At 67.5% G+C, this 14,405-nt stretch carries 12 protein-coding genes and 1 pseudogene; 5 read left to right on the forward strand and 8 right to left on the reverse strand.

Annotation, left to right across the window (positions count from 1 at the left end):
* Nucleotides 1–51 precede the first annotated feature (51 nt).
* Nucleotides 52–3,150: an efflux RND transporter permease subunit gene (locus tag OMK73_RS27075; protein WP_267604712.1), complete on the forward strand. Its 3,099-nt coding sequence runs from the start codon at nucleotides 52–54 to the stop codon at nucleotides 3,148–3,150.
* Between the two features lie 249 nt (nucleotides 3,151–3,399).
* Here OMK73_RS27075 and OMK73_RS27080 read toward each other — a convergent pair whose 3' ends face one another.
* The 8 genes from OMK73_RS27080 to OMK73_RS27115 all read right to left on the reverse strand — a co-directional run bounded on the left by OMK73_RS27080 (nucleotide 3,400) and on the right by OMK73_RS27115 (nucleotide 9,249).
* Nucleotides 3,400–3,753 carry a hypothetical protein gene (locus tag OMK73_RS27080; protein ID WP_267604713.1) on the reverse strand — a complete coding sequence of 118 codons (354 nt, stop codon included), beginning with the start codon at nucleotides 3,751–3,753 and terminating at the stop codon, nucleotides 3,400–3,402.
* Nucleotides 3,754–4,189: 436 nt separating this feature from the next.
* Complete coding sequence (gene rnk, locus OMK73_RS27085) at nucleotides 4,190–4,609, reverse strand: nucleoside diphosphate kinase regulator (protein WP_043350617.1); 420 nt, start codon at nucleotides 4,607–4,609, stop codon at nucleotides 4,190–4,192.
* A 532-nt stretch (nucleotides 4,610–5,141) separates the two neighbouring features.
* Nucleotides 5,142–5,582 (reverse strand): Cd(II)/Pb(II)-responsive transcriptional regulator, encoded by a 441-nt coding sequence (locus OMK73_RS27090; RefSeq protein ID WP_267604714.1) that lies wholly within the window; start codon nucleotides 5,580–5,582, stop codon nucleotides 5,142–5,144.
* Between the two features lie 96 nt (nucleotides 5,583–5,678).
* The gene (gene speD / locus OMK73_RS27095; RefSeq protein ID WP_267604715.1) at nucleotides 5,679–6,056 is read right to left on the reverse strand and encodes an adenosylmethionine decarboxylase; all 378 of its coding nucleotides are present in this window, start codon (nucleotides 6,054–6,056) and stop codon (nucleotides 5,679–5,681) included.
* Nucleotides 6,057–6,066: 10 nt separating this feature from the next.
* Entirely contained in the window at nucleotides 6,067–6,234 is a 168-nt protein-coding gene (locus OMK73_RS27100; RefSeq protein WP_267604716.1) for a hypothetical protein, read from the reverse strand.
* Nucleotides 6,235–6,240: 6 nt separating this feature from the next.
* The gene (locus OMK73_RS27105) at nucleotides 6,241–7,761 is read right to left on the reverse strand and encodes a DUF4178 domain-containing protein (RefSeq protein WP_267604717.1); all 1,521 of its coding nucleotides are present in this window, start codon (nucleotides 7,759–7,761) and stop codon (nucleotides 6,241–6,243) included.
* A 21-nt stretch (nucleotides 7,762–7,782) separates the two neighbouring features.
* A complete protein-coding gene (locus tag OMK73_RS27110; protein WP_267604718.1) occupies nucleotides 7,783–8,817 on the reverse strand; it encodes an SPFH domain-containing protein in 1,035 nt (344 codons plus the stop codon).
* 45 nt (nucleotides 8,818–8,862) lie between these two features.
* Nucleotides 8,863–9,249, reverse strand: coding sequence for a DUF350 domain-containing protein (locus tag OMK73_RS27115; RefSeq protein ID WP_267604719.1), 387 nt, complete (start codon nucleotides 9,247–9,249; stop codon nucleotides 8,863–8,865).
* Nucleotides 9,250–9,513: 264 nt separating this feature from the next.
* Between OMK73_RS27115 and OMK73_RS27120 the strand changes: the two genes are divergently transcribed.
* The 4 genes and pseudogenes from OMK73_RS27120 (at nucleotide 9,514) to htpX (ending at nucleotide 14,326) form a co-directional block, all read left to right on the forward strand.
* Nucleotides 9,514–11,025, forward strand: a complete 1,512-nt coding sequence (locus OMK73_RS27120; protein WP_267604720.1) for a polyamine aminopropyltransferase — start codon at nucleotides 9,514–9,516, stop codon at nucleotides 11,023–11,025.
* 27 nt (nucleotides 11,026–11,052) lie between these two features.
* Entirely contained in the window at nucleotides 11,053–12,771 is a 1,719-nt protein-coding gene (locus tag OMK73_RS27125; protein WP_267604722.1) for an FAD-dependent oxidoreductase, read from the forward strand.
* Between the two features lie 113 nt (nucleotides 12,772–12,884).
* Nucleotides 12,885–13,286, forward strand: a complete 402-nt coding sequence (locus OMK73_RS27130) for a hypothetical protein (RefSeq protein WP_267604723.1) — start codon at nucleotides 12,885–12,887, stop codon at nucleotides 13,284–13,286.
* 162 nt (nucleotides 13,287–13,448) lie between these two features.
* Nucleotides 13,449–14,326, forward strand: a pseudogene (htpX, locus tag OMK73_RS27135) (protease HtpX).
* Nucleotides 14,327–14,405 lie beyond the last annotated feature (79 nt).

Genomic DNA, 14,405 nt, shown 5'->3' on the forward strand with positions numbered 1-14,405 from the left:
GCCTGCGCGGCGGCTAGTTGCCGCGCAGGCGCAAATTAATCCAAAAGTGCCATGGCGTCCTTCTTTCTTCGCCGGCCCGCGTTCGCGTGGGTTATTGCCATCCTCACCATGGTGGCGGGCCTGATCGCCCTCACCCGTATTCCCATCGCGCAGTATCCCGCGGTGGCGCCGCCCACCGTGATCGTCTACGCCGACTATCCCGGTGCGTCGGCGCGCACCGTGGAAGACGCGGTGACCGCGGTGCTGGAGCAGCAGATGCACGGCATTCCCGGCCTGCTCTACCTGGATGCCAGCAGCGAGGGCGGCGGCGCCACCATCACGCTGGGATTTCGCCAGGGCACCGATGCGCAACTGGCCCAGGTCAACGTGCGCAACCGCGTCATGCAGGCCGAGCCGCTGTTGCCGGAGGCGGTGCGCCGCGGCGGCATCTTTGTGGACCAGGCCGGCAGCAGTCCCTTCATGTATGTCTCGCTGGTGTCGGGGAACAGCCAGCTCAATGAAACCGCGCTCGGCGATTTTGCCGCCGCCTCGGTGCTGCCGATGCTGCGCCGCCTGCCCGGCATCGGCAAGGCGGAGCCCTATGGGTCCGAGTACGCGCTGCGCATCTGGTTCGACCCCGACAAGCTCAACGCCTACGGCCTCACGGCCGCGGATGTCGAGCTGGCCATCAAGGCGCGCAACGGCGACGTCACCCCGGGCCAGCTCGGCGGCGCGCCGGCGGCGCCGGGCCAGCCCTACCAGGCGCTGGTGCGCCCGCCCCGGCCGCTCGCCGAGCCGGAAGCCTTCGGCCAGATCGTGGTGCGCGCCGGCGGCGACGCCTCGCTGGTACGGCTGCGCGACGTGGCGCGGGTGGAGCTGGGCGCGAGCGACTACCGCTACAGCTCGCGCCACGACGGCCAGGTGGCAGCCTCCATCGGCCTCAAGCTGGCGGACGGCGCCAACGTGCTCGCCACCTCGCGCGCGGTGCGCGCCGCGCTGGACGAAGCCGCGCGCGGCTTCCCCGCGGGCATGCGCTACGAGATCTCTTCCGACAACGCGCAGTTCGTCGAGCGCTCGATCTGGCGCGTGCTGACCACGCTGGGCGAAGCTACGGCGCTGGTCTTCCTGATTCTCTACCTGTTCCTCGGCAACCTGCGCGCCACGCTGATCCCGGTGATCGTGGTGCCGGTCTCGCTGCTTGGCACGGTTGCCTGCCTGTACGCGCTTGGCTTGTCGCTCAACGTGATCACGCTGTTCGGTGTGGTGCTGGCGATCGGCATCCTGGTCGACGACGCCATCGGGGTAGTGGAAAACGTCGAGCGGATCATGCGCGAGGACGGCGTGGACGCCATGGAGGCGGCGACCCGCTCGATGCGCGAAGTGTCCGGCGCGCTGGTAGCGGTCACGCTGGTGCTGTGCGCGGTGTTCGTGCCGATGGCGTTCCTGGGCAGCGCGGTCGGCGTGATCTACCGGCACTTCGCCATCACGCTGGCGATTTCCATCGCCTTCTCGCTGTTCTTCGCGCTCTCGCTGGCGCCGGCCATGTGCGCCAGCCTGCTGCGCCATGCGGCGCATCCGCAGCGCGGCCCGCTGGCCTGGTTCGAGCGCGGCTTCACGGCGTTCACCGCGCGCTATGCCGGCTGGGTACTGGCGCTGCAGCGGCGCCGACTGCGCTGGCTGGGCATCTACCTGACGCTGGCGGTGGCCGGCGGTGTGCTGATGTGGCAGATCCCCGCCGGCTTCCTGCCGGAGGAGGACACCGGCGAATTGGTGATCGATATGGAGCTGCCGGCCGGCGCCACGCAGGAAGAGACACGCGCCGCCGTGGCGGCGCTGGAGACCTGGCTGGAAGCGAGCAAATATCCCGTGCGCTCGACCTTTGCCGTGCTGGGCTGGAGCAATTCCGGCAGCGGCGAGCAACGTGCCAGCATGTACCTGGCGCTGCGGGACTGGTCGGAGCGCGGCGCCGACGAACGCGCGCACGCCGTGCTGGCCAGGCTCCAGGCCGGGCTGGAAGCCTGGCCTGGCCGGGGACAGGCGCAGCTGTACGCGTACAACGGCGCGGCCCTGCCCGAGCTGGGCAGCACCGGCGGGCTCGACATGCGGCTGGTGGCGCAGGCCGGTTCCGGGCGCGAAGCGCTGTTTGCCGCGCGCGACAAGCTGCTTGCCGCCGTCGAGGATGAGCCGTCGCTGGGCGAGGTGCGCGCCACCACTGCCCAGCCGGCGCCAGCGCTCGACCTGCACATCGACTACGAGCGCGCGCGCAGCTTTGGCGTGGAGCCGGAGGCCATCCATCATGCGCTGTCCGCCACGCTGGGCTCGCGCTATATCGACGAAGTGGCGCGCGAAGGCCGTATCCGCCGGGTGATCCTGCAAGCGGACGCGCCCTACCGGATGGACCCGGCCAAGCTGTCCCGCGTGCATGTGCGCAATGCGCGCGGCGGCATGGTATCGCTGGGCGCTTTCGCCGAACTGGTCTGGGGCAAGGGCGAAGCCACGCTGGAGCGGTTCAACGGGCTCACCTCGATGCGCATCAACGCCGGAGTGGCGCCGGGCCACAGCACCGGCACGGCCATGGAACGCCTCACGGCCAGGGTGCGCGACCTGGGCGGCGCCTACGACGCGCACTGGACCGGACGCGCCTTCGAGCAGCAGCAAAGCGGTGCGCAGGCGCCGTGGCTGTTCGCCTTGTCGATGTTGTTCATCTTCTTGTGCCTGGTGGCGCTTTACGAAAACTGGACCCTGCCGCTGGCGGTGCTGCTGATCGTGCCGGCGGGCCTCGTCGGCGCGCTGGTGGCGATCTGGCTGCGCGGCATGCCGAACGACGTCTACTTCAAGGTGGGCGGGGTGGTGATCATGGGGCTGGCGGCCAAGAACGCCATCCTGGTGGTGGAATACGCCGAGCAGTTGCGCCGGGGCGGCATGGACCTGCTGGACGCCGCCGGCCAGGCCGCCCGCCAGCGGCTGCGCCCGGTGGTGATGACCTCGCTGGCCTTTATCCTCGGCGTGGTGCCGCTGGCGATCAGCACCGGGCCGGGCGCGGCCGCGCAGCGCGCGGTCGGCACGGGGGTGCTGGGCGGCATGCTGGGCGCCACCGTGATCGGCTCGCTGGCGGTGCCGCTGCTCTATGTCCTGATCGGGCGCAGGCGTGCCGGGCGCGAACGGGAATGACAAGGCGCGTGCCGGCCAGTGGCGTTCAGGATGGTCGGGGGTCGGGGTGGAGGGTGCTGCGAGACTGCCGGAGGAAAAACGAAAGGCAGCTAAGACGGGGTGCGATGGGGTGCGGCGGGTAAAAATCACCCACCCGGCGGGAGAGAGAAGGAGGAGGAGGTCAGCCGGGCAGGTGGGAGATAAAACGGGGAAGCAAATGTACTACCCAAGCGGCCACCGAAGTGGCCGTCAGATAACACGGGGTCAGGATCAGACCCGGTAGCCGTACAGCGAGCCGTCGCCGCTGCGCGAGTTGTCCAGCGAACTGGCAGCGATCTCGCCACTGAAAGCGGCGCGGGCACCGTCCGTGAACGTATCGAACTTGCCGGCCTTGGCGCCGTCGGTGTACGGATCGAACTTGCCTTGGCGTGCGCCGTCGGTGAACGTATCGAACTTGCCGGCCTTCGCGCCATCGGTGAACGTGTCGAACTTGCCGGCGCGCAACGCATCGGCGTACACGTCGAACTTGCCGACCTTGCTGTTGGCGGGGGCCGCCAGTGCCGCGGCCGACGAGGCCACCATCAACACGGCGAGCGCGCTGCCAAGGATGCGTTTGGCATTCATTTGGGACTCCTTCAACTGATTGTGTAATTCTTGTTTTTAATTTGCTGTACTAGCTGCCCCGGCAAATCTATGTTGCGCTGCAGGCACGGACTGAAGATTAGTGGCTCGGCGGGCAAGGAGAAATACCACTGCGACGAATGGTGCGTTGCGAGTCGTGAAACGCTGGAAAGTCGGACGAACGGCGCGGCTTGGCCGCTGGATGGCGTGGCGGGGGGACGTGCAAGGGGGCGCGGCGGGTGGCCGAAGCGATGCCTGATGGCCCGCCAGCCCAGGCCAGAGGCCGGTCCGCCGGCGCAGAGCCTGCTCGCGGGCTAGCGGTTGGCCGGGTGCGCGGCGCTGATGAGCGCGCGCCGGGACGCCGCGACCGGCACCCGGAATAAGCCTGGAATAGGCTCGAAAATGCCGAGAAAGTGCCGGATAAGTTTTTGGCCAGGCCTTAGACGGTGTACTGACCGTTGGCCTCGGGCTGGAACGACAGCTCCACCACGGTGACGCTTTGCTCACGTCCGTCCGGCAGGCGGTAGCTCACGGTCTGCCCGGCGCGCGCGCCCAGCAGCACACGGCCAATCGGCGACAGGACCGACAGGCGGCCTTCCTCGAAATCGGCGGTATCCGGATAGACTAGCGTCCAGCGGCGCGGCGTGGCCTCGCCCTCCAGCGCACAGAGCAGGCTGGAGTTCATGGTGACCACATCCTTGGGAATGGCCTCGGCCGGCACGATGGCCGCGCGCTCGAGGATGCTGTCGAGCATTTCGGCCAGCGGCGCGGCGCCGGCGCGGCCCGCGATGCGCTCCAGACGGGTCACGTCGAGCTCGGTCAGGTAAAGGGTCGGTTGTTGTTTGGACGATGCCGTCATGATGAATCCTCGCTAAGTGGCGATGCGGCGACCCGGAACAGGCTGGAGCCATCCGTCAGGGATCGGCTCCTGGCGTTACCAGGTCAAGAAATAAGGTGGGCCGTTACCGGCGGTCAGAACCGGCTGGAAAACCGCGAACAGGGAGTGACTAGGCCCGGTTCAGCGTTTGTCTGCGTTGGGGGGAACGTCAGGCTGGGAACCGGGCAGGATCAAGCGGTACGCTGATCCGGCGGCAGGCAATCGCCTGTTTGGCTTGTGCGCGCGGCGCCTGGACTGCGCGCGCGGTCGCGCCGGCCTGCCCGATAGGGGCAAGCTCGACAGCAATCGGCGACAGGCAGCAAGGCGTCATTGGGTGCGGCAGCAATTGGATGGAAATTCGGGAAAGCGCGCCACGCGGTGAAACTGACGAGAGCAATGGCTCACTCAAAGGCTTCGTCGCGGGCTCGACCCGCCGCTTTTTTCACCAGCTTGGTGCGCGGCAGGTAAAGGGATCGTAGCATAGCCGGCACCTTCAGGCACCGGGGCGCAACCCTTAGGCGTGGCTCGCCGGATGCGGATGGCACTCGCAGGCGGCGCCGGCGGCGGCCTGCTGCAGGTTCTGCAGGATGCCGCATTCGCTGGCCGGATGGGGCTGGTCGCAAGTATGGCGAAGTGCCCGCAACTGCCCTTCCAGCCCCTCCAGCGCCACGCGCTGGGCGTGGATCTGCTCGATCTGGCGATCCAGCAGGCTGTTGATATCGTCGCAGGCAAGGGTCGGATCGCGCTCGAAGTCGCGCAGCCGGCGCACATCGGACAGGCTCATGCCGAGGGAGCGGCAGTGCCGCACGAAGTTCAGCTGCAACAGATGGCCGTCGCCGTAGCGGCGATAGCCGTTTTCCTCGCGCTGGGGCGCGTCGAGCAACCCTTCGCGCTCGTAATAGCGGATGGTTTCCACGTCGCAACTGCTGTGCTTTGCAAGCTCACCGATACGCATCCCGACTCCAGGCCAGACCTGACTTCCGCAAATACCCTGTAGTAATTACGGGGTTGCTTGCCAGTGTAGACCATCGCGGCAAACCTTGCCAGCTTCTCAGCCCGGCGCCGGGCCCCGAGCCTGGTCGCGCAGCGTGAGCGTGCGCGGCGCGAAGGCCGTGCGCATGACTTCCACCGCCAGCTCGGGCCGGGCGGCGCCGCACATGAACGCATCCACGGCGGCAAAGCCGTACTCGGGCCAGGTATGGATGCTGATGTGCGACTCCTTGAGCAGCAGCACCCCGGTCACGCCCAGCCCCGGCCCGAAATGCCGGAAGCGCGCATCGACCACGGTGGCGCCGGCGGCCTGCGCCGCCTGGTAAAGCACGCGCTCGACCAGCGCGGCATCGGCCAGCAGATCGCTCGCCACGCCTTGCAGGTCGGCAAGCAAGTGGTGGCCGAGCACGGCCGGGCAAGGCAGGACAGGCGCGTTCATGGCAGCCTGCTCATTTGTGGCCGCCGCCGGAGGACCAGCCGCTGGCGCCGGAAGAACCACCGCTCCAGCCACGCGAGCTCGCGTATCCGGACGAGCCGGAGCCGGTGGCTTCGCCAAGATTGAAGAAGGTCGTGCCGAACAGCACGATGATGCCGTAGACGAGATAAAGCAGGCGCACGCTGACTCAATCCTTTCCGGCCCAGCGCTGGACCAGCCAGATCGGCACCCATAGCAACAGGAAGCCGATGACGATAGTGAACCAGCCCCGATCGGTGACGAGCGCCACCGGGACGTTGAGGATGGCGAGGAGGATGGCGTAGACTTTGGCGCTCTTGCGGCAAAAGGCGAGGTCGGCGCTATTGCCCGAAGCCGGCGCGCGCGCTGCCTGCGGGGCGCGGGCGGCCTCGGCCAGCCCCGGGCTGGACTTGAACCACTGCGCCAGCTGCGCCCGCGCCACGGTGGTGGACAAGGTCCAGACGATCTCCGTGTCGGAGGTCTCGCGCGTGAGCCGGCGCGCCGGCTTGCCGAATTCGGTCAGGCGCGTGGTGTCGCCCACCTTGACCCGCCAGTTGAAGGTGCCGGCCGCGTACAGCACCTCGCTCTCGTAGTCGTAGCCCTGCTGGAAGGTCTGGCCCTGGTAGCTTGCGGCCGTGCCGGAGACCATGCGCGGCCAGGTATCCAGCACCTCGACCCGGTCCCAGCCGCTGTCCTGCTCCACCAGCCACATCAGGCCGCGCTGCTCGTTGAACAGCAGGTACTCGACCCAGGTGGAGGCTTCTTCCTCGTCGTTGTCGGTGCACTGCATCAGGCCCAGCACCGTGTACGGCTTGCCGTCGATGCTGCCGATATCGCCCGGCGACAAGCTGGTCTTGAGCGCATCGAGCTCGCGCTGCTTTTCCAGCACCAGCGCGGTGGAGTTGGAGCAATCGATCTCGCTGTGGCAACTCGGGCAGACCACAAAGCTGGCCACGCCCGCGCGGTAGGCGATCGGTCCGCCGCAGCCCGGGCAGGCCAGCGGCATGGCCTTGCCGCGGTAACGATCGGCGGTGCCGGCGATCTGGTCGGCCTCGCGCAGCAACTGGCATTTGAGCTGGTCGAGCGTGACCGGCTGGCCGGTATAGATGGCGGGCGGATCGCCGTCGGCGTAGTCGAGCGTGAGGAAACGGCCTTCGTCGCGGAAGTCCGCTACCTGCGCGGTCCAGCCCGCGCCCACCGCGAACGGCAGCTCGCCCTGCCCGCCGGTGCAGCGCGCGCTGCGCACGTCGCTGGCGAGGTAGCGATGCTTGTCGAAGTACAGAGGCGTGCCGGGCGTGAGCTGCGCATAGCTCGGAAGCGATACGCCGTTAAGCTGTGCGGCGGACTGTTCCGCCGTGACGCGCCGGGTCAGCATGTACTGGCCGGAGGCATCCGCCAGCCAGCCGTCGCTGCCGTCGTCGAACAGCAGGTACCACTCGTTCCACAGGCCGGAGTCGTAGCGCAGCTGGATGCGGCCGACCAGGGTGAAGCCCTGGCCGTCCCACTGGCCCGCGGTGTGGAGCTGCAGCGGGGTGTAGTCCTCCAGCACGGTGGACATCTTGCCGATGTCCTTGACGGTGTCGGCGTCCTTGAGCAGCGTGCTGTGGCAAAACTCGCACACCACCATCACCGCGGCGGACGAGCGGAAGGCCGCCGGCGCGCCACAGCTTGGGCAGTTGATTTCTTGCATGCTTAAGGGATAAGGGTGCGCTCAGCCGATCAGTTTCTTGAGGATCTCGGCCTTCGCGGTGTCGAACTCAGCCTGGGAGATCAGGCTCTTGTCGAGCAGGTCCTTGAGCTTTTGCAGGCGCGCGGCGGGATCGTCGGCGGGCGCTGCTGCCGGCGCCGCTGCCACGGCGGGTGCGGGTGCGGCAGGCTGGACGCCCGCGGCGGCGCCCAGCCCGCCCGCCATCGCCTGGCCCATCACCGCGCCAGCCGCCAGGCTGGCGCCAAGTCCGGCCACGCCGCCCTCGTTCTGCGCGGCCAGCGGGATCGAGGTGGCGACCTGGTACTGCGTGAACTTCGCCATATCGCCCATCATGCCCATGGAGATGCGGGTGTCGATGGCCTTTTGCAGTTCCTCCGGCAGCGACACATTGGTCACCGCGAAATTGTCCAGCGCCACGCCATAGCGCTCGAACTCGGGCACCAGCTTGTCGCGGATGGTCTGCGACATCAGCGCCTGGTTGGCGGCCATGTCCAGGAAAGGCACCGAGGCGCCGCCCAGCGTGGCGGTCATGGTGGCGATCAGCAGGTTGCGCAACTGCTCTTCTACCTCGTCGCGGGTGTACTCGGCGCGCGTGCCGCTGATCTCGGTATAGAACCTGGCGGCGTCTGCCACCTTGTACGAGTACAGGCCGAAGGCGCGCAGCCGCACCATGCCGAAATCGGCGTCGCGGATGGTAATCGGCTGGGCGGTGCCCCACTTGCGGCCGATCTGCAGGCGCGTGCTGAAGAAGTACACGTCCGACTTGAAGGGCGACTCGAACAGCTTGTCCCAGTTCTTCAGGTAGGTCAGCACCGGCAGCGTCTGCGTGGTGAGCTTGTGCATGCCGGGCCCGAACACGTCGGCGATCTTGCCTTCGTTGACGAACACCGCCATCTGCGACTCGCGCACGGTCAGGCTGCCGCCGTACTGGATTTCCATATCCTCCATCGGATAGCGCCAGGCCAGCACGCCGTCGGTGTCCTCCGTCCATTGGAGGATGTCGATAAACTGCTTCTTGATGAACGATCCGATGCTCATGGCAATCCCCAGGTTCTCAGCGTTGTTCCAGCATGTTCGGTCCAATCAGGACAGGCAGGCGGCGTTGATCGCGCCCACCGTCACCGAGATGGCGCCCATCAGCCCACCCATGCCGATATTGTTCGATTCGATCGCTGCGTCCATGTCGGGCAGCGCGCGCGCCAGGCCCGCATAGGCCAGCGCCTGCACCAGCATCGCACCCACCGACCACACCAGGAACAAGAGGAAGGTGTCGTTGTGCTGGATGCTGGACGACAGCGTAAAGCAAAATCCGATCATCGCCCCCGACAGCGAAAGCGCCGCCGCGAGGTTGCCCTGGCGGATCAGCGCGAACTCGCGAAACGGCGTGATCCTGGTGTAGACTCCGACGAACACTGCCAGCAAGGCAAGGCCGGCCAGCAGGTGCAGCACGTAGGCGTAGATGGCTTGCATCCTGGTTGTTCTCCGGCTGGTTCTACGACGGTGTTCCGGGCTGCGGCAACAGTAAGCGGTGAAGCCATATTGGCAATATCAGCATTGTTGGCAGTTGGCGCCCAAGTATATCCGTTGTCCATTTCGGTTCATCACAACTTTTTTCAGCGTTCTGTCCTGCGCTTTTCCGGTTTGCCAGGCGTGCTGCGCATCGCGCGGCGGCCCGTCTGAGCGTCACGCCTGCCCTGCCCGGCTTCTTATCCGATCCCCGATCCCCTACCCCCGATGCGCGACCGTACCCTTGTTCTTTCGGTGTTGATCGTGGCGTCCTGCGGGCTCGGCTACGAGCTGATCGCCGGCGCCCTGTCCAGCTACCTGCTGGGCGACTCCATCCTCCAGTTCTCCTCCATCATCGGCTGCTACCTGTTCGCCATGGGCGTGGGCTCGTGGCTGTCGCGCTATGTAAAGGACGAGGACGTGCTGGCGCGCTTCATCGATATCGAGATCCTGATCGGCCTGCTCGGCGGCATCTCGGCGGCGCTGCTGTTCGTGGTGTTCGCCTGGCTGTCTGCGCCCTTTCGCACCGCGCTCTACGCCATGGTGTTCGTGCTCGGCGTGCTGGTGGGCATGGAGATCCCGCTGGTCATGCGCGTGCTCAACACGCGTCGCACCGCCTTCAGCGAACTGGTCAGCCGCGTGCTGACCTTCGACTACCTTGGCGCGCTGGCGGTATCGCTGGTGTTCCCGCTGGTGCTGGCGCCGCGCCTGGGGCTGTCGCGCACCGGCTTTCTGTTCGGCATGCTGAACGCCGGCGTGGCGCTCGTCACCATCCATATCTTCCGCGATGAGCTCAAGCCAGTGATGTCGCGCATGCTGCGCGCCTCCCTGGTGCTGGTGCTGCTGGCGGGCGGCTTCCTGGCTTCCGGGCGCTTGACCCACTGGGCCGAGCGCGGGATGTTCGGCGACGAGATCATCCATAGCGAGAGCACGCCGTACCAGCGCCTGGTGATCACGCGCTGGAAGGACGACATGCGCCTCTATATCAACGGCAACCTGCAGTTCTCCTCGCGCGACGAACACCGCTACCACGAGGCGCTGGTGCATCCGGTGCTGCAGGCGCTGCCGTGGGCGCGCCGCGTGCTGGTGATCGGCGGCGGCGACGGGCTGGCCGTGCGCGAGATCCTGAAGCACAAGAACGTCGAGCACGTCACCCTGGTCGACCTCGACCCTGCCATGACCACGCTGTTCTCGCGCAGCGAGCCGCTGGTGGCACTGAACCAGGGCTCGCTCCAGGACGCGCGCGTGCAGGTGGTCAATGCCGACGCCGCGCAATGGATGGAGCAGCACAACGAGATGTTCGACGCCATCATCGTCGACCTGCCCGACCCGTCCAACTTCGGCCTGGGCAAGCTGTACTCGGTGCCGATGTACAAGCTGATGTCGCACCATCTCGCCGAGAAGGGCTATGCGGTGGTGCAGTCCACCTCGCCGTACTTTGCGCCGCGCTCGTTCTGGGATATTGACGCCACGCTGCGCGAGGCGGGCCTGCACACCTGGCCCTACCACGCCTACGTGCCGTCCTTCGGCGAATGGGGCTTTATCCTTGCGGCCAAGCGCGACGACTACACGCCGCCCACGCGCTACACCGTGCCGCTCAAGTTCCTCGATGCCGACAGCACCGCGCTGATGTTCCGCTTCCCCGCCGACATGGCGCCGCGCGAGGCGCGCGCGAACCGGCTCAACGAGCAGTCGCTGGTGTTTGATTTCGAGCAGGACTGGCGCAATGTCATTCGCTGATCTGCTTTGCCTGCAAAGGGAGCCGGCATGGATCGCCGCCGCTTCCTGATCGCCGGCGCGGGCACGGCCGGCCTGAGCCTGTTGCCAGGCTGCGACCGGCTGGGCGACGATGCCAGTCGCTTCCTGGCTGGCGTCGGCCTGCGCGAGCCCACGCCCGTGGTGCTGCGCCCGGGCATGGCCGAGGGCCACGCGCTGCGCGATGCCGCCAGCTGGCCGTCGGGCGTATCGCCGCTGGACGAGATCGCGACCGACGTTGCCATCCTCGGCGGTGGCGTGGCCGGGCTCAGCGCTGCTTGGCAGCTGGCGCGCGGCGGGCTGAAGGATTTCCTGCTGGTGGACGGCCCGGAGTTCGGTGGCAATGCTGCGGCCGGAAGTTTCGGCGGCGACCTTGCCTTCCCGCGCGGCGCGCACTATCTGCCGCTGCCCTCGCCCGAATCCACGCATATCCGCGAAATGCTGGCCGACACCGGCGTGATCCAGCGCGACCCGTTCACCGCGCGGCCCGAGTTCGACGAGCGCGCGCTGGTGCATGCGCCGGATGAGCGCCTGTTCTTCGACGGCAAGTGGCACGACGGCCTGCTACCCAGCGACGCCGCACCGGACGAAGAAGCGGCGCAGCACGCGCGCTTCCTCGCGCGCGTCGAGCAACTCAAGAGCGCGCGCGGCAGCGACGGCCGCAAGGCCTTTGCCATCCCGCTGGCGCTGGCCTCGCAGGATCCGGCCTGGACCGTGCTGGACCGGCAAAGCATGCGCCAATGGATGCTGGCCGAAGGTTTTACCGCGCCCACCTTGCACACCTATGTGGACTACTGCTGCCGCGACGACTACGGCGCGGGGCACGACCTGATCTCGGCCTGGGCCGGCCTGTACTACTTCGCCAGCCGCGCGGGCCATGCAAGCGATGCCGCCGACGGCGCCGTGCTGACCTGGCCGGATGGATTGCATGCGCTGGTGACGCGGCTCTCGGCGCGGATCGATGCGTACCTCGGCGTCAAACCTGCCGCCCAGCCCTGGCGCCGCCCCGGCATGGCGCTGCAAGTGCAGGAGCAAGGCCGTGGGGTGTCGGTCCTGTGCGCCTGGTGGCCGGACGGCGTTGGCGCCGAGCCGCCGCGCCTTTGCCGCATCCGCGCGCGCCGCGTGATCTGCGCCATGCCCCTGCATGTGGCTGCCCGCGTGGCGCCGCTGCGCGAGTTCGGCTTCGACCCGGGGCGCCACCTGCCGCCCACCGCGTCCTGGCTGGTGTCCAGCTTCCGCCTGCAGGGCTTCCCGCCGGAAGCGCCGGGCGTGCCGCTGGCCTGGGATAACGTGGTGCATGGCGGACGCGGGCTGGGTTATGTGGTGAGTACCCATCAACTGATCCGGCAGGCAAAGCCAGCGGCCACGGTCTTTACCGCGTACTGCCCGCTGGACGCTGCGGCCAGCCCTGGCGCCGCGCCGCGCTCGCTCACCGGCACCCGCCGCTGGCTGGCCGAGGCCAGCGCCGCCGATCTGCTGGACTACGCCACCACCGATCTGCGCACGGTCTACGGGCGCGCCTTCTGGCACCACGCCGACGCGGTGGAGATCACGGTGCGCGGGCACGCCATGGCCTCGCCGCGCACGGGCTTCTTGGGCAACGCCGGTGCCGCGGCCCTGCGCGCGGCCGATGGGCGCATCCTGTTTGCCCATGCGGACCTGTCCGGCGTGTCGGTGTTCGAGGAAGCGGCGTGGTGGGGTACGCATGCCGCGCGGAAGATCCTCGGCTGAGGGCTCCCAAGTGGCGCCTTCGTCATAACATGCCGCGGCGCGGCATCCTGTAGAATTCTTTGCTCGATTTCGTGTCGAACCTCCCTGACACGCGATCCCAACCCCAATTTTTTGTGCGCGCAATCCGCTTCCTGCTGCTGCTCCTGATGCTTGCCGTCATGCCCTTCCAAAGCTGGGCAGGCGCGCGCACGTGCGCAGTGGGCAACGCGGTGCAGGCGGATTCGTGCAGCGCGTTGGCGCAGGTGGCACAAGACGAAGCCGCTTGCGCCACGGCGGACGAAGCGGCTCATGCTGCCGCCATCGATACCAGCGCAGCGCCCGGCCCCGTTGACGCCGGCGACGCCGGCGACGCCAAGGATCCGTCGCAGCCCGGCGCCGACCTCGCCGAATCCCTGTTGCCGGCCTCGCCCCTGCGCTTTGCCGCGGGGCTTGCCCGCAGCAGCGCGCCCACGCACCGCGCGGGCGCCATGCCGGACCCCGACCTCCCGCTCCAGCAGCGCCCTCCCAGCGCCTGAGTTTCCCCCGCGCGCGAGGCTGGCCTTGCGCGCCCTCGTTGATTGTTCCCAGTTTTCTTGTCGTTAGTCTCCTGCACGCGGCGCGCCTGGCATGGCGCTGCGCGTGCTCGCGATGCGCGCCCCCGTTTTCACCATTGCATTGATCACTTCCTCACATAAAACATGAAACGCGTCCTGCTCTTCCTGGCGACCAACCTCGCCGTCATGCTTGTCCTCAGCTTCACGGCCAGCTTGCTGGGCGTGAACCGCTTCCTCACCGGCAATGGCCTGAACCTCGGCATGCTGCTGGCATTTGCCGCGCTGATGGGCTTCGGCGGTTCCTTTATCTCGCTGCTGATGTCCAAGACCATTGCCAAGTGGTCGACCGGCGCGCAGGTCATCACCCAGCCCAGCAACGGCACCGAAGTCTGGCTGGTGCAGACCGTGCAGAAGCTGGCCGACCGCGCTGGCCTGCCGATGCCCGAAGTGGCCATCTATGAAGGCGAAGCCAATGCGTTTGCCACCGGCGCCACCAAGAAGAGCTCGCTGGTTGCCGTATCCACCGGCCTGCTGCAGACCATGTCGCACGACGAAGTGGAGGCCGTGCTCGCGCACGAAGTCGCCCACATCGCCAATGGCGACATGGTCACGCTCACGCTGATCCAGGGGTGGTCAACACCTTCGTGATCTTCCTGGCGCGGATCGTGGGCTACTTCGTGGATTCGATGCTGCGCAAGAACGATGAAGAATCGAGCGGCCCCGGCATCGGCTACATGATCACGGTGGTGGTATGCGAGATCGTGTTCGGCATCCTGGCCAGCATCCTCGTGGCCACCTTCTCGCGCCATCGCGAATACCGTGCAGATGCCGGCGCGGCCAAGCTGATGGGCAGCCCCACGCCGATGGTGGCAGCGCTGCGCCGCCTGGGCGGGATGGAAGCCGATGGCCTGCCGCAGAATATGCAGGCGATGGGCATCGCCGGTGGCAAGTCGTGGCTGTCGCTGTTCTCCAGCCACCCGCCGATCGAGCAGCGCATTGCCGCGCTGCAAGCCCGGGGCTGAGCGCGGGACACTTTGTGGATCGAAGAAAGCCGAGGGCTCCGCTTCAAGTGGCTCCTAGCTAAGCCACCCCTCTCCCCGG

Source organism: Cupriavidus sp. D39, from assembly GCF_026627925.1.
In the GTDB taxonomy this organism is placed as follows: domain Bacteria; phylum Pseudomonadota; class Gammaproteobacteria; order Burkholderiales; family Burkholderiaceae; genus Cupriavidus; species Cupriavidus ulmosensis.